The following is a 15,686-nucleotide window of genomic DNA, read 5'->3' as shown; positions in this document are numbered from 1 at the left end:
TGTAAGGACTGTGCGGCGACATATTGCTCCCTCTCCTTCCGCTGCCACCGGCGGTGCCTGGCGGGTCGACCCGGAGGGCGGGGTCTCGCCCTCCTGAGAGACCGCCCGCGGGCCCGTGCGCTACCGCGAGGCGTCCAGGGGGAGTCGCCGTCGGTGACCCTCGCCCGCCGTGCGACAGGGCGAGGGTCACCGACGGTCTCTCAGTCCTCCTCGCCGAGCTTGTCGAGCAATGCGCGTGCCTGATCGGCGAAGCCCGCGTGCCCGGATCCGATCGCCTGCCGCAGGTGTCTCCGGGCCGGTTCGGTGTGGCCGTCGCCGTGCCGGATCTCACCCAGCCGGTACGAGGCCTCGCCCACGAGTTCGGCGTTCTCCGTGCCGGTGGCCAGGGTGAGCTCGTAGAAGCGCACCGCGGCGTCACGGTCGCCCAGCCAGTACGCGAGCTCACCCAGATGTGCGGCCGCCATCGGCGCCTGGCTCGTGTCTCCGGTCCGGCCGCCGGAGTCGATCACCTGCTGATACCAGCGCAGCGCCTCGGGCCAGTCCCGGTCCCGTTTCGCCAGCGACCCGAGGTACATCTTGGCGAGCACCGTCGCGACGGAGTCCGATCCGGCGGCGGTCCGTACCGCACGCAGGTAGAGCTCCCGTGCCCGATCCGGGTCCTCATCGTGGAACGTCCTACCGAGACCGACCACGGCGCGGCGGCCGAACTCGCCCTCGGTCTCGCAGGCATCGGTCAGGACCTCGCGGGCCTCCTCGACGCGGCCGGCCTCCACCAGGGTCTCCCCGAGGGTGAGCAGGGCGGCGGGTTCGCCGCTTTCCGCCGCGGCGCGCAGTGTGCGCAGTGATCCCTCGCTGTCTCCCCGCTCCCTCTGCATGACGCCGAGCAGGCTGCCGAGCAGGGCCTGCGCGTTCGGATCGAGCGCGGTGTCGGCGGGGGCTTCCGCAGCCTCCCGCGAGACGTCCTGTCCCGCGGATCGCGCGGCGACCTCGAGCGCCCGGTCGTGCTCACCCGCCTCCTCGAGCATGGGCACCAGCGTGACGCCGGCGGCCAGCCGCACGTACGGATCGTCGGACGCCACGAGTCGTTCGAGCAGCGCGCGGGCCTCGGCGGCGGCGCCGTGTTCGGCGAGAAGCTCCGCGAGCTTCACCAGCAGGCGCGGATCGCCGTCCGGCGGGAAGGCCGCCGCGCCCTCGTAGTACGTGCGTGCGGCGTCCAGGTCGCCGCGTTCCACGGCGACCGTCGCATAGTCCTCGGCGATCCGCGCCGCGTCGTTGGACGCTCCGCCCGCGGCCGCCAGGTGGAGCGCGCGTACGGCCGCGGCGGCGTCGCCGGCCCCGTCGGCCTCGCCGGCGACGGACGCCAGGGCGTTCAGCGCCCGCTGATGGCACTCCTGATCATCCTCGTCCGGGTCCGGGTGACGGACGCCGGCGGCCACGGCGGCGCCGAAGGCCTCGGCGGCATCCGCGAGCCGCCCGTCCTCGGCCAGCCAGAAGCCCATGTGAGTGCCCGCGAACAGCGCCCGGCCGGGATCGTCGCCGGTCAGTACCGACTCCATCACCCGATATGCGGCACCGGACTCGCCGAGCTCCCACAGCACCCGGCCGAGCTCGACCTGGATGGAGGGAACGGTCGCCGGGTCGGCGCCCTCGATCGCCGTGCGGTAGCGCGCCGCGGCCTCCGCGAGGTCGCCGCGGGCCTTGGCGAGATCGCCCAGCGTCCAGACGCCGATGGTGACCGTCTCGGGGTCGCCGCTGTCGATCGCGCGCCGCGCGGCCTCATCGGCAGCGGTGTGATCTCCCTGAAGCGCCAGCAGGCCGATCAGCCGGCGGAGGCAGGAGAGTGCAAACGGATGGTCCACGGCCGCGCCTCGTTTCAACACGTCGACCGCGGCGTCGATGTCGCCGGCCAGGTCGTACGCGTGGGCGAGGTTGTCGCAGACGACGGCCACCTGCTCGGGCGTGCCGAACTCCTGCACCATCGCGCACAGGCCGGCGGCCTCGTCGGGGCCCTCTCGCAGCTTCTCCAAGGCGGCGGTGAGGACGAAGTTCGCGGCGCGCTCGGCGTGTTCGGTGCCGGCGGCCTGTTCGAGCAGTGGCCGCAGGGCCTCGAACCGCCCGTCGAACAGCGCGATGTGCACCTCGGCGATGACGGGTGAGCCGTACTCCCGAGTGAAGAGGTCCAGCGCGGCCGTCCGGTCGCCCTCGTGCAGTCGCAGCAGCGCGCGTTCGCGGAGGCTCGCCGCGCCGAGGCGCTCCTTGGCCGACACCCGCACCAGCGGATCCTCCGCGGCGGTGGCCCGCTCGTACGCCTCGCGCGCGCCTTCGGCATCGCCGGCCTCGCTCAGGTAGCCGCCGAGCTCGTACGCGGTGGAGGCGAGGCTCCCCTCGGCGTGCTCCACGCCCGCCTCGGCGAGCCGTCCGAAGGACGCGATGGCGCGCTCGGCCATCGCGGCGGCCTGTGTCACCTCGCCCCGGCCGGCGAGCAGCCGGGCCAGCATGACGCACGAATAGGCCGCCTCGAGCTCGCCGCCGTCCTCGTCCTCGATCGACTCCCGGTAGTACGCGGCGGCGGCGTCGAGATCGCCGTTCGCCTCGAGGGCCTTGCCGATCAGCAGACCCACGTGGGAGCCTTCGCCGGTCTTGTCGATCTGAAGCGCCCGGGCCTCGGCCGCCCGGCCCGCGGCGACGAGCAGGTGGATCACGGTGTCCAGGAGCCGGCCGTGCGCGTCGTCGTCGGGTTCCGTGGCCTCGAGCGCCTGCCGGTAGGCCGCAGCGGCGCCATCCAGGTCGCCGAGCCGGTGCAGCGCCTCGCCGAGCGCCTCGGCGCCGACCTTGGCCAGGTGCTCGTTGTCGCCGTCCGCGGCGCGGGCCCATGCCTCGGCCGCCCCCGCGTGGTCGCCCGCGTCATCGCGCAGCGCGCCGAGGAACAGCGCGGCCTCCTGGGCCTTGGCGGGGTGGCCTTCCGCGACCGCCAGAGACAGCGCGGCATCGGTGGCCGTCGTATCGCCCGCCCGCTGCCATGCGTGCGCGGCCTCCACGGCGAGCCAGGTGGCCACGATCATGCGGACGTCATCGGGGTCGTCGGCGTGCTCCCGCACGGTGGCCAGGTCGGCCGCGGCACCCTCGAAATCCCGGTCGAGCAGCCGGCGCGCGAAACGGCCGTGCTCGGCGAGCTCCGGATGGTCCTCCGGGATCGACGCGTACGCGGCGCGGGCGGCGTCGAAGTCGTCCAGGCGCACCCGGGTCAGACCGAGCAACCAGGCACTGCGCGGCGCCTGCAGCCGATCACCACGGGCCACGATCCGTTCGTGCACCGTCGCCGCGCCCGCCAGATCCTCTCGCTCCTCCAGGATCTCGATCATCTTGGTCTCGGCCTCGATGCCCAGGTCCGGATGTCCGGAGCCGGAGACGGCCTCGTAGGCGGCGAGCGCCTCATCGGCGTCGCCCTCCTGGCCGCGCCCCTGCAGCGCCGACCCGAGCGCATGGGCCACCCACGGCGCGAGCGCCGGATCTCCGTGTGCGTGGGCGCGGCGCAGGAGTTCGATCACCTCGTCGACCTCGTCGTCGGGGCGGATGATCCAGGAGAGCGCCGCAGCGTGCGACAGCGCCAGCGGATCACCGGCCGCGGCGGCCTCGTTCAGCAGTTCGACGCCACGCGAACGTGGCACCCCGAGGTACACGTACGCCTGCGCCAGCGTGCTCTTGGCCAGCGCGGCCACGGCGAGGTCGGGATGCCCGGCGCACTCCTGAAGGCGTGCGATGCCGGCATCGCGGCCGAGCCGTTGGTAGTCGACCCATGCGGAGAGCACCGGGTGCGGCGCTCCGCCCTCACCCGAGACGATCAGATGCCGGTCCACGGCGGCGGCGAAGCCGTCCGTGAACGCGCCGCTGTCGGCGATGTGCTCGAGGAGTTCCTCGGCCTGCTCGGGGTCGCCCTCCCCGAGTTCGAGCAGAGCCAGGGTGCGGGCGGCTCGCGCGGACACCCCCTCGATCTCAGCATCGATCACCGTGCGCAGCAGCGTCCGAGCCCGAACCGGATCGCCCTCACGCAGTCGCTCGAGCGCGGCGTCGCAGTCGTCGACCGCCTGCTCCCGTCGTTCGTCCGGGCCACGCGCGGCCATGTCGGCCTGAGTGAGCGTCATCTGCGCCTGAAACGCCACGTCAGGGTCGTCGAACTCGGCGGCCCGGCGAAGCAGCGCGACGATCTCCGCGCGCCGCGGGTCGGCGGCCGGCAGCCCGTGCAGCAGCATCCCGAGGAAGTGCACGGCTCCCTGGTGGAACTCAGAGCCGGTTTCGAGCACCACCCGCCAGCAGGCGACGGCGTCGTCCACCTCACCCGCCTCGGAGTACACCTGGCCCAGGCAGGCCCGCGCCTCCAGGGCGAAGCGCGGGTGGCCCGACTCGACCACCCGCCACAGGATGGCGCGGGACTCCTCCTCGTCGCCGAGTTCCCGGGCGAACTTGGACTCCTGGATCAGCGCGTCGAGCCGTACCTCCGGACGGTGGTCATCGGCGGCGCGCCGATACGCCTCTCGTGCCTCGAGGTGTTCTCCCAGGTCGAAGAGGGCCGCTCCGAGCAGCTTCTCGGCCATGCCGCGTTCGGCCGGGTCACCGACCGCGATCGCGTGTTCCATGACGCGGCGGCACTCGTCGAACTCGCCTCGCTCCGCGTAGATCGAGTACAACCGGAAGGCCGCCTGGGAGCACAGTTCCGGTATGCCGTGCGAGAGCATCATGTTCAGCCCGGCCAGGACGACCTCGTGATCGGCCTCGCCCTCATCGTCGTCCAGGAGGTGAGCGATCGCCTCGTACGCCTGCCAGGCCTGGCGCTCGCGCTCGCCGCCGTCGTCCGGCCACCGCGCGGTCTCGAGCTCCTCCGCGAGTTCGGCGACCGCCGGGACACCGCTGCGCCTGGCGCGTTCCAGAGCCTCCGCGGACGCGTCGAGGTCGCCCAGCCTGCGCAGCACCCGCACCAGGGAGACCTCGGCCATCGCGGCGATCTCGGAGTCGGCGCCGGAGGCGGCTGTCAGCAACGGGCGATGGGCGAGCGCCCACTGCTCGTCGCCGGTCAGCATCAGGCCGAGACAGATCGCGGAGCGCTGTGCGAACACGGGGTGCCCTGTCGCGATCACGGAACGGTGTGCCGCCTGGGCGCCGCCGGGATCACCGCGCTCCTCCAAGAGCCGGCCGAGCGCGTGAGACGCCTCGGGGACGATCGTGTGGTCGCCGGAGACGACCACCTCCCGCAGCAGTACGGTGGCGCCCTCCAGGTCGCCCTGCCGCCACCTGTCGGTCGCCGTCTGGAGCCGCTCGGCCCACGAAGTCATCCGCTTCCCCTGCAATCGGAATGTGGCAAGTGATTGTTCGATTACGCAGGCGAGGAAAAATACATGATCGAGTACCTGCTTTCTGGCTTGCTGCCCTATTTGTTGTGATGTCGAGCGGCTCGGGTCCCCCGGGCCGGCGACACGCTGCCGGCTTTTATCCAGGGGCGCCGGACGATGCCGCCGCATCGGGCGGGAGGTGCCTTAACCTGAGGTCGATCGGGACGACGAGGTCCCCGTCCGAGAGGGGGAAGGTTGCTCCGCCGGGTCCTCTTGGCCGCCTCGCACAGCGGCGGCGTACGCCGGCTCGTCGAGACCGCGCCGTACACCAGAAACGTCGTGAAAAGGTTTGTCGCGGGTGAGTCCGTGACCGACGCCCTCACCGTCACCGAACGGCTCATCTCCGACGGGCTGCTCATCACCTTCGACCATCTCGGCGAGGAAACGGTGGAGGCCGCCCAGGCCGAGACGATCACCGGCCGGTACGAAGAACTGCTCACCCGGCTCGCCGCGAACGGCACCGGCACGCGCGCCGAGGTCTCGGTCAAGCTCACCGCGCTCGGCCAGCTCCTCGACGACGGAGAGAAGATCGCGCTGGAGAACGCCCGGCGGGTCTGCGCCGCCGCCCGCGCCGCCGGCACGACGGTCACTCTCGACATGGAGGACCACACGACGGTGGACTCCACGCTGCGCGTGCTGAACGAGCTGCGCGAGGAGTACCCCACCACCGGGGCGGTCATCCAGGCCTACCTGCGCCGGGCCGAGGAGTACTGCGTGGCCCTCGCCGACGAGGGTTCGCGGGTGCGGCTGTGCAAGGGCGCCTACCGCGCGCCCGCCTCGGTCGCCTTCACCTCCCGCGACGAGATCGACAAGTCGTACGTGCGCTGCATGAAGGTGCTGATGGGCGGGCGCGGGTACCCGATGCTCGCCACGCACGACCCGCGCCTGATCGAGATCGGCGGCTCGCTGGCCGGCCTGCACGGCCGCGAGCCCGGCAGCTTCGAATACCAGATGCTGTACGGCATCCGTCCGAACGAACAGCTGCGGCTCGCGCGCCAGGGCGCCCAGGTCCGCGTCTACGTTCCGTACGGCGAGGAGTGGTACGGCTACCTGATGCGCCGCCTGGCCGAGCGCCCCGCCAACCTCGGCTTCTTCCTGCGGTCGCTGGCCACCAGGTCCTGAGGCGAGGCGGACCGCCCCCGCACGCCGGGGGCGGTCCGCGATCGAGGTCAGGCGCCGAAGTAGGCGCGGAGGATGGTCTGGTCGATGGCGCCGCCGCCGGAGTCGGTGGCCCGTACGCGTAGCGAGACGGCTTGGCCCTTGGTCGCGTGGGGGAGTGCGGCGGAGTAGTTCCCGCCTGTTCCGGTCACGCGGGCCGCCTGCCAGGTCTTGCCGTCGTCGAGGGAGGTCCACAGTTTCAGGCCGGTGGCCTTCGCCGGGGTCGCCCCGGCGACACGCGAGACGGTGAACCTCGCCGTGTCACCGTCCGGGTGGTTGAACAGGTCCAACGGCAGCGTGTAGTCCACCAGGAGCAGCGGCACCCGCGCCTGGTCCGGCCGGGACCGGAACGTCCAGCTGGTCGTGGTCTTCGTGGAGACCGGCAGGGCCTTGGAGGCGTCCACCTGGTAGTCCAGCCGGTAGGTGCCGGCGGTGGCCGGCACGGTGAAGTCGCCGTGTGACGAGTCGACGGCGCCCGCCTTGGCGCCGTTCGCGTACAGCGTCATCGTGCGCGAGCTGACCGCGTCCCAGTCCGGGTCGTCGGTCAGGCAGTCGAAGCCGTCGGTGAGGTCCTGCAGATCCACCAGCTCGACGTGGATGTTCCCGCGACTGCGAGTGGTCGCGTTCGGGGCGCAGAAGCTCGCCGTCGGCTCGGTCGCCGAGTACGGGCCGGGCCGGAACGGCTGGCGTCCCCACGCCTCGGTGCGCGTGCTGCCCGGGGCGAAGTGCCGGATCGGGAGCTGGGTGACCCAGGACGCCGCCCCGAGGTCCGGCGGGAAGGCCTCGTCCAGCCAGCCGACTCCGCTCTCGGCGGTGACATGGTCCGTACGGGTCGAGCCCGCCGGCACGTCGCTCGACGCCTCGTTGATGAGGTAGCCGCCCGGGCTGACGCCGTAGCGCTTCTCGCCGACCGGGTCCTTCGCGTCCCCCTCGACGGCGCCGAACCGCTGGTCCACCCGCGCCATGGACGCCGGGTCCACCTGGTAGTCCACCGTCCCGGGGACGCTCGTGCCCAGGTCGTGCAGCACGTCGTCCACGGTCTTGCCGCCGTCGGTGAGGCGCGCGGCGACGTACGCGTGGAAGGTCCCGGTCCGTACGCCGGCGATCGGGGTCGTGTAGACGCGCGGCGAGCCGTCGAAGGCGTAGAGGCCGGTGGCCCAGACGGCGCCGCCGAACCCGCGTTCCACCTCAAGGCCCTGGACGGCCGCCGGGTCGGGCTTCATGCCGGGCGCCGACACCTTCACCGGCTGTGCGCGGGAGGCGTCCAGCGGCAGGGTCGTGTCGCCCGTCACGGTCAGCTCGGCGTCGCCGGCGAACGCCGAGCGGTCGCCCGCGGTGTCGTCGACGGTGCCGAAGACCATGTAGCGCCCGGCCGGCACGGTCAGCGTCGCGGTGCCGTCCGTGCCGATCTCGGCGTCACCGGCGAACAGCGTCGGGTCGTCCAGGTCGACGACGCTGACGTATCCGCCGAGAGCGCCGTCCGGGGTGTCCGGCAGCGCCGTCGCCTTCAGCGTCAGCGTGTGGGTCTCGGCCTGGAACGCCGCCCCGACCGGAGTCCGCAGCGACACGCCGTCCGCCCGCGCGGTGACCGCGCCGCTGTAGCGCCCGGCGGTGGTGAGCCGCCGCGGATCGAGCGAGACCGTGACTCCGGCGGAGCCGCCGGCCGGCACGGTCACGGTGTCCGGCAGTTCGAGCGCCGGCACCGCGGTCCCGTGGACGTCGGCGAGATTCGCCGAAAGCCACAGCGTGACCGCGCTCTTTCCGCTGTTCGTCCAGGTCAGCCGCTTGGTGATCGTCGTGGTCGCGCCGTGCGGGATCGAGCCGAACGCGGCGGCGGACTGGTCGCCGACGACCGCCGCGGTGGCCGCCGCGCCGATGTCGAGCCGCCCGGCGCCGGCCTGGTAGACGGTGCCCGGCACGGCGTCGGAGGTGGAGACCAGCGCGGCCTTCAGCCGGTCGGCGCTCCAGCCGGGGTGCCGTTGCAGCAGGTCCGCGGCTGCCCCGGCCACGTGCGGTGTCGCCATGGAGGTGCCGCTCGATGAGGTGTACGTCGCGTCGACGACCTGGCCCATCGCGGTACCCGCGGCGCGTGCCGCGACGATGTCCACGCCCGGCGCGGCGATGTCGGGCTTCATCAGCGTGCCGCCCCGGCTGGAGAAGTCCGCGACGTGGTCGTCGTCGTCCACGGCGCCGACGGTGAGAGCGGAGGCGGCGGCGCCCGGAGCCTCGACCGTGTCGGCGTCCGGGCCGTCGTTGCCGGCGGCCACGACGAACAGGGTGCCGTCCTTGGCGCTCAGTTCGTCCAGGGCCTTGGTCACCGGGTCGTTCGCCGGGTCCGGCGACCAGGAGCCGAGGCTCATGTTGACGATCGGCGCGTTCGCGGCGGCCCACTCCATGCCCGCGATGACGTCGGACTCGTTGCCGCTGCCGTCGTCGCCCAGGACCTTGCCGATGAGCAGGTCGGCGTCCGGTGCGACCCCCTTGCGCTCGCCGTTCGCCGCCGCTCCGGTGCCGGCGATCGTCGCGGCGACGTGGGTGCCGTGGCCGACGTGGTCGACGGTGTCGGGGCTCTGGCTGAAGTTCTTCTGCTCGGCGACGCGTCCCCTGAGGTCCGGATGGGTGGCGTCCACGCCGGTGTCCAGGACGGCGACCTTCACGTCCTTGCCGGTGGCGCCCGCCGTCCAGGCCGCGGGCGCGCCGATCCGGGTGAGGTTCCGGTCGAGCGCCTGGGCGTGCACCTTGCGGTCGAGCCAGACGTGCCGGGCGCCGGTCAGGCCGGCCGCCTTGAGCCCCTTGGCCTTCGGCTGCCGGACGGCGACCGCCCCGAGGCCGCTCAGCGTGTGCCGGACCGCCAGGGCCTTCGCCGCCGAGCCGCCCTGAACGATCAGTGGCAGGTCCGCGCGGTGCGCGTCGTCGTCGCCCTCCCGGATCAGGGCGGTGACGTCGAACAGCTCCGGGTCGTACACCCTCCCGATCTCGGGCGCGACGTCGAGCGGGTAGACCCGCACGCTCCCGTCCGGCCGTACGTCCTTGCGGAACGGCACCGAACGGCGTCCGGACCCGGGTTTCACCGACACGAGCGGCGGCCCGCTCGCCTGGGTGCGTACCTGGACGACGTCCCCGGTCAGCAGGGTCACCTTCCACGAGTGGCCGGAGGGCAGCCGGGAGGGCGGGGTGGGGGCCGCCGTCGCGGCGGCTCGGGCGGCGGCCGGCGTCCCGGCGAGCACGAGCCCGGTCAGAGCGAGGGCGATGCCCGCTCGGCGTCTCTTCATGTGACGTCCGTCTCATCGACAACAGTGGTCAAGGAGTATTGGTCACAGAGCGGGATTCCTTTCCCCTCAAATCAGGACGTTCTCGTTCGTGCAGGTGACGGGGGGCGGTCGAGCGGGTTCCGGGCTCGATACGCTTCGTCACGTGACAGGAAAGGGACGGAAATGATCGCGATTCTCGGTGCGGGCAAGATGGGCGAGGCGCTCCTGTCCGGCGTGCTGCGCGCCGGCCGGCGCCCCTCCGACCTGCTCGTCACGGTGCGGCGGGAAGAACGCGGTGCGATGCTGCGCCAGCGCTACGGCGTCGAGGTCGTCACCAACGCCGAGGCCGCGCGGGCCGCGGACACGCTGGTCCTGGCGGTCAAGCCGCAGGACATGGGCACGCTGCTGGGCGAGCTGAAGGACCACATGACGGCCGGGCGGCTGGTGATCTCGATGGCGGCCGGCATCCCGACCGCGTTCGTCGAGGAGCGGCTGCCGCCCGACGTGCCGGTCGTCCGCGTCATGTCCAACACGCCCGTGCACGTCGACGAGGCGATGAGCGTGATCTCGGCCGGCACGCACGCGACGGAGGAGCACCTGAAGCTCACCGAGGAGCTGCTGTCCCCGGTCGGCAAGGTGCTGCGCATCCCCGAGTCGCTCCAGGACGCCGCGACCGCGCTGTCCGGCAGCGGCCCGGCGTACTTCTACTACCTGGTCGAGGCGATGGTCGACGCCGGCATCCTGCTCGGCATGCCGCGGGCCGCCGCCCTGGAGATGGTGATCCAGTCGGCCGTCGGCGCGGCCGTCATGCTGCGCGACTCCGGCGACCACCCGGTGATGCTGCGCGAGGCGGTCACCTCCCCGGCCGGCACGACCATCTCGGCCATCCGCGAGCTGGAGCGGCACGGCGTACGCGCCGCGGTCATCGAGGCCATCGAGGCCGCGCGCGACCGCGGCCGTGAGCTTGGCGGCGGCTGAGTGCGCGGCCGACGGGCGGTTTTTCGCGGCGGCTCTGAACCGAACCGCCCCTCCGTCCGTGTCCGGGGTATGGGGCTACTACTTCGACTCGCCGTCTTCGCCGGCCTCGCCGTCGACGCGTACGTCCACTTCCACCTGGCCGGAGACACAGGCCAGACCGGGACCATCAGCGAGAGCACGCTGTTCTGGATCCAGGGCGTGGTCGCCGCTGTGGTGGCGATCCTCGTGCTCGTCCGCCCCCGGCCCGTGCCGTACCTCATCGCGTTCCTGGTCGCGGCCAGCGCGTTCGGCGCCGTGGTGCTCTACCGCTACGTCGACGTCGGCGCGATCGGCCCGCTGCCGGACATGTACGAGCCCATCTGGTACACGGAGAAGGTCGTGACCACCGTCGCGGAGGGCGTCGCCACCGTCGCCGCCGCGCTCGGCCTCGCCGTCTCGGCCCGGAGCCGCCGGTCGGCGACGGCCCGCCAGGAACAGCCGGTCAACGTCTGAGAGACCGCCCGGAAACCCACTGCCGCACTGGGCTTCCGGGCGGTCTCTTGGTCTCGGCCGGGCGGTCGCGCTTCGCGGACCATCCGGCACGCAGGGGCCCGGGCGGTCCTTCAGGCGGAGAGCAGGCCCATCGCCTCCTTCGCCGCGACGACGGTGCCCGCCGCACGCTCGCGGGCCCGCTCCGCGCCCGTACGGAGGATGCCCTCCAGCTCCGCGGGGTCGGCGGACAGGTCGGCGTAGCGGCGCTGGATGGGTTCGAGCAGGGCGATCACGGCATCGGCGGTCTCCTTCTTCAGCACGCCGTACGAGCCGGCCGTGAGGTCCGCCACCGGGGTTCCGGTGCAGGCGGACAGGATGGCCAGCAGGTTGGACACGCCCGGCTTGCCCTTCGGGTCGTACGCCACCTCGGTGCCCGAGTCGGTCACCGCCCGCATGATCTTGCGGCGGACGACGTCGATCGGGTCGAGCAGGAAGATGGTGCCGGGCGAGTCGATCGACTTGCTCATCTTCGCGGTCGGCTCGGACAGGTCCATGACGCGCGCCGCCGCCGGCGGATGGACCGCGCGGGGCATCGTGAACACCGGGCCGTACCTGCGGTTGAAGCGTGTCGCCAGGTCGCGCGTCAGCTCGACGTGCTGGGCCTGGTCGGCGCCGACCGGCACGTCGGTGGCCTGGTAGAGCAGGATGTCGGCGGCCATCAGCGCCGGATAGGTCAGCAGCGACAGGCGCACGACCGACTGGCGCGCCGACTTCTCCTTGAACTGGATCATCCGCTGCATCTCGCCGTAGTGCGCGGTGCTCTCCAGCAGGTAGGCCAGCTCGGCGTGGGCCGGAACGTTGCTCTGCAGGAACAGCACGCAGCGCGCCGGGTCGATCCCGGCCGCGACGCACAGCCCGGCCAGTTCGAGCGATCGCTCGCGCAGCCGCGCCGGGTCGTGGTCGCTGGTGAGGGCGTGCAGGTCCGAAACGCCGAAGACGCAGTCGCCCGTCTCCAGCAGGCGGGCCGAGGGGAGCAGCGCGCCGAGCAGGTTGCCGAGCGTGGGATGGCCGGAGGGGGTGAACAGGCTCAGGACGCGGGTCGTGGCCGCGGAACCGTCCTGAGGTGTCGCGCCTTCGGTTCCCTCACTGCGCTCGGTCGCGAGCCCTCCGTCGCCGGAGGAGAGGACCACGGGGGCAGCGTCGTCGGATGTCTCAGTTCGTTCCGTCATGGCGACTCCTTCGCGCGAGGGCCGCCCGGCGAGCGCAAAGGAAAACGGCCGCCGGAGCGGCGACCGTTGGGTGAGTGCGAGGACTGGGCGGCCGCCGTCAGGCGGCACGCCAGCTCTGTCGAAGTCCTCGCATGTAAGCAGCGTATCAGGCGGCCGGTATCAGGCGGCCGGTATCAGGCGGCCTCGGTGACCGAGTCCGTGCCGAGCACCCGCCGGATGAAGCGGCTCGCCTCGCGCATCGCGGCGTCCGCCTCGGGGAGAATCCGGTTGAAGATCTGGAAGACGTGCATCTGCTCCGGCCAGATCTGGAGGTCGTAGGGGCTCCCGGCCTCCTCGAGCACCTCCGCGAGGGCCTCGGCCTCGGCCCGGAGCACCTCGATGCCGCCGACCTGGATGAGAAACGGGGGAAGCTCCTCGTTCGGACAGGTCAGCAGTGAGAGGCGGGGGTCCTCCCAGTCACCGGTGCCGACGTAGAGCCGGCCGAACCGGGTGGCGACGGCCGGGACGATGTAGGGGTCACGGCTGCTCGACACCGAGGCCGTGGCGAGCTCGCCGGTGAGGTCGACCCAGGGGGAGAAGAGCACGACGCCGGCCGGGGCCGGCAGGCCCGTACGGCAGGCCTCCGCGGTGAGGGCGGTGGCCAGGTGGCCGCCGGAGGAGTCGCCCGCGATGATGATGCGGTCGGAGGGGAACCCGCGTGCCAGCAGCAGGCGGTAGGCGTCGAGCACGTCCTCGAAGGCGGCGGGGAAGGGGTGTTCGGGGGCGAGCCGGTAGTCGGGGGCGAGTACCGGAAGGTCCGTGTCCATCGCGAGCCGGGTGGTGATGACGCGATGGGTGCGGGGGGAGCAGATGGCGTAGCCGCCACCGTGGAGATAGAGGATCGCGCCGCGTTCGGGCGAGCAGCCGGGGGAGCGCAGCCACTCGCCACGTACAGGCCGTTTGACGTCCGGATCCTCGACGCAGGGATCGATGATCGGCTCGACGCTCACGCGGGGGTCGGCGCGCAGACAGCGGGAACCGGCTCCCAGCAGCGAGCGCCAGAGCCGGATGGTCGCCGATCGGCCCTTGATCCGGCCTGCGAACGGCCTGACCCCGAGACGCACCGCCGTGGTGAGCACACGGCTCTGCGAGCTCGGGGTCCGCGCGAACGGGGGGATGTTCACTTCTTTCTCATAGTCCACCGCAACCGCCTCCTGGGCCAGGAGCCACCTGTGTAGTTAGATGCCCCCACCTTTCGGGTGCTCACGTCACAACATGGTTGAGACATCAGATGTCAGACGTTTAACATGCCTGACATCTGGCATGATCACAAGACGTGACAACACTTGAACCGGTTCCTCGCTCTTCGGCGGTCGAAGCGGTGATCGACCAGATGCAGGGGCAGCTCGCGGCGGGAAACTGGTCGGTCGGGGACCGGATTCCCGGCGAGTACGATCTCGCCGCCCGGCTCGCGGTGAGCCGTCCGGCCGTGCGCGAGGCGATCCGGGCGCTGAGCCACATCGGTGTGCTGGAGGTCCGCCGGGGCGACGGCACGTACGTGCGCAGCGCGGTCGACCCGCGCCCGCTGCTGCGCCGCGTCGAGCGGTCCACGCTGCGCGACGTCTTCGAGCTCCAGCAGGCCTACGACGTGCAGGCGGCGCGGCTCGCGGCGCGGCGGCGCACCCAGGACGACCTCCTGCGGCTCCGTGCCCTGCTGGAGGACCGGGACGCGGCCTGCGACCCCGGGGAATTCGGCACGGCCGACGCGGCGTTCCATCTCGGGATCGCGGATGCCTCGCACAACGCATTACTGGCGGAGGCCTTCCGGTACTTCCAGAGCCGGCTCCGCGAGTCGCTGAGCGCGGTGCGGCTGGACCGGGAGCTGCCCGACGCCGGACCCGAGGCGCACCACGCGGTGGTCGACGCGATCGCCGCACGCGACCCGGACGCGGCCGGGCACGCCGCGGAAAGGATCATCGTGCCCACTCTTGACGCCCTGGAGGCATTGCTTTGAGGAGACACGTCGGTGTCATCCTGATCGTTCTGGTCGCGCTGAACCTGCGCCCGGCCGTCGTCGCGGTCGGGCCGCTGTTGCGCCAGATCCAGGACGACGTCGGCCTGTCCGGAACGGCGGCGGGTGCGCTGACGACCCTTCCGGTGCTGTTCTTCGGCTCGTACGGGCTGGTCGCGCCGTTCCTGCGGCGCGGCCCGCGCGGCGAGACGCTGCTGGTCACGAGCATGGTCCTGCTCGTGTTCGCGCTGCTCGCCCGCGTGATCCCGGTCCAGGTGGCGCTGTTCGGGGGCGCGCTGCTGGCCGGCATCGCGATCAGCATCGGCAACATCGCCGTTCCGGCGATCATCAAGCGCGACCACCCGCAGGCGATCACGACCGTCACGGCCGTCTACACCGTCGCGATCACCGTCGGTGCCGCGGCCTCCTCCGCCGTGGTGGTGCCGTTGCAGCACGCGCTGGGGTCAGGCTGGCGGCCGCCGCTGATGCTGCTGGCCATACCCGCCGCCGTGGCGGCGATCGCCTGGCTGCCGCGGCTGCGCGGCGCTGCGGCGGCCACGCCACGGCCCGAGGCCGGTTCGCCGCAGGTGTGGCGGTCGGCCCTCGCCTGGCAGGTCACCGGCTTCATGGGCCTGCAGTCGCTGCTGGCCTACGTCACCTCGGGCTGGCTGCCCAGCATCTGCCAGGACCGCGGGCTGAGCGAGGCGGCCGGCGGGTACGCGCTGGGCCTGTCGAGCCTGCTCCAGGCCGCCGGGGCGTTCCTGGTGCCGGTGATCGGACGGCGGTTCCGCGACCAGCGGCCCCTGGTGGCGCTCGCCATCGTGCTCACCGCGGCCGGGTACGCCGGGTCGATCTGGGCGCCGGCCGGCTCGATCTGGCTGTGGATCGTCGTCCTCGGCCTCGGCCAGGGCGTCGGGTTCGCGACCGCCCTGTCGTTCATCGGCCTGCGGGCCTCCGACGCCCACGTGACCGCCCAGCTCTCGGGCATGGCGCAGGGCGTGGGGTACGTCATCGCGGCCCTCGGCCCGCTGGCCGTCGGCGCGGTGCACGACGCGACGCACGGCTGGACCGCGCCGGGCGTGCTGGTCCTCGCCGTCTCGGCGCTGATGTTCGTGCCGGGCTTCGGCGCCGGCCGCGAGCGCACGATCGGGGAGGAACCCCGGGCCGAACGCCACGCCGCCGCCGTGTGACCCCGGCGACATCGGGCCGCCGTCCCGCGTTGGAG

At 72.5% G+C, this 15,686-nt stretch carries 9 protein-coding genes; 5 read left to right on the top strand and 4 right to left on the bottom strand.

Annotation, left to right across the window (positions count from 1 at the left end; translation table 11 throughout):
- Positions 1 to 200: 200 nt before the first annotated feature.
- Positions 201 to 5,327 carry a tetratricopeptide repeat protein gene (locus OG417_RS49735; RefSeq protein ID WP_329245484.1) on the bottom strand — a complete coding sequence of 1,709 codons (5,127 nt, stop codon included), beginning with the start codon at positions 5,325 to 5,327 and terminating at the stop codon, positions 201 to 203.
- Positions 5,328 to 5,579: 252 nt separating this feature from the next.
- Between OG417_RS49735 and OG417_RS49730 the strand changes: the two genes are divergently transcribed.
- Positions 5,580 to 6,506: a proline dehydrogenase family protein gene (locus OG417_RS49730; protein ID WP_329245481.1), complete on the top strand. Its 927-nt coding sequence runs from the start codon at positions 5,580 to 5,582 to the stop codon at positions 6,504 to 6,506.
- A 47-nt stretch (positions 6,507 to 6,553) separates the two neighbouring features.
- Here OG417_RS49730 and OG417_RS49725 read toward each other — a convergent pair whose 3' ends face one another.
- Positions 6,554 to 9,814 carry a S8 family serine peptidase gene (locus OG417_RS49725; RefSeq protein WP_329245478.1) on the bottom strand — a complete coding sequence of 1,087 codons (3,261 nt, stop codon included), beginning with the start codon at positions 9,812 to 9,814 and terminating at the stop codon, positions 6,554 to 6,556.
- Between the two features lie 162 nt (positions 9,815 to 9,976).
- On the opposite strand from OG417_RS49725, the gene proC reads away from it, so the two are divergent.
- Together proC and OG417_RS49715 are read left to right on the top strand one after the other, a co-directional pair.
- The gene (proC, locus tag OG417_RS49720; protein WP_329245475.1) at positions 9,977 to 10,771 is read left to right on the top strand and encodes a pyrroline-5-carboxylate reductase; all 795 of its coding nucleotides are present in this window, start codon (positions 9,977 to 9,979) and stop codon (positions 10,769 to 10,771) included.
- Positions 10,772 to 10,840: 69 nt separating this feature from the next.
- Positions 10,841 to 11,263 carry a hypothetical protein gene (locus OG417_RS49715; RefSeq protein WP_329245472.1) on the top strand — a complete coding sequence of 141 codons (423 nt, stop codon included), beginning with the start codon at positions 10,841 to 10,843 and terminating at the stop codon, positions 11,261 to 11,263.
- 110 nt (positions 11,264 to 11,373) lie between these two features.
- Here the strand turns inward: OG417_RS49715 and trpS are convergent, their stop codons facing one another.
- Together trpS and OG417_RS49705 are read right to left on the bottom strand one after the other, a co-directional pair.
- Positions 11,374 to 12,471: a tryptophan--tRNA ligase gene (gene trpS, locus OG417_RS49710; protein ID WP_329245469.1), complete on the bottom strand. Its 1,098-nt coding sequence runs from the start codon at positions 12,469 to 12,471 to the stop codon at positions 11,374 to 11,376.
- Between the two features lie 173 nt (positions 12,472 to 12,644).
- Positions 12,645 to 13,652 (bottom strand): alpha/beta hydrolase, encoded by a 1,008-nt coding sequence (locus OG417_RS49705; protein ID WP_329245466.1) that lies wholly within the window; start codon positions 13,650 to 13,652, stop codon positions 12,645 to 12,647.
- A 134-nt stretch (positions 13,653 to 13,786) separates the two neighbouring features.
- On the opposite strand from OG417_RS49705, the gene OG417_RS49700 reads away from it, so the two are divergent.
- Both OG417_RS49700 and OG417_RS49695 read left to right on the top strand, forming a co-directional pair.
- A complete protein-coding gene (locus OG417_RS49700; protein WP_329245463.1) occupies positions 13,787 to 14,464 on the top strand; it encodes a FadR/GntR family transcriptional regulator in 678 nt (225 codons plus the stop codon).
- On the top strand, positions 14,461 to 15,651 hold the full coding sequence (locus tag OG417_RS49695; protein ID WP_329245460.1) for a CynX/NimT family MFS transporter: 1,191 nt from the start codon (positions 14,461 to 14,463) through the stop codon (positions 15,649 to 15,651). The genes OG417_RS49700 and OG417_RS49695 overlap by 4 nt, the downstream gene beginning before the upstream one ends.
- The last annotated feature ends 35 nt before the right edge of the window (positions 15,652 to 15,686 follow it).

The sequence above is a fragment of the Actinoallomurus sp. NBC_01490 genome, assembly GCF_036227085.1.
Taxonomy (GTDB): domain Bacteria; phylum Actinomycetota; class Actinomycetes; order Streptosporangiales; family Streptosporangiaceae; genus Actinoallomurus; species Actinoallomurus oryzae.
This window is presented reverse-complemented; position numbering and strand designations above follow the sequence as displayed.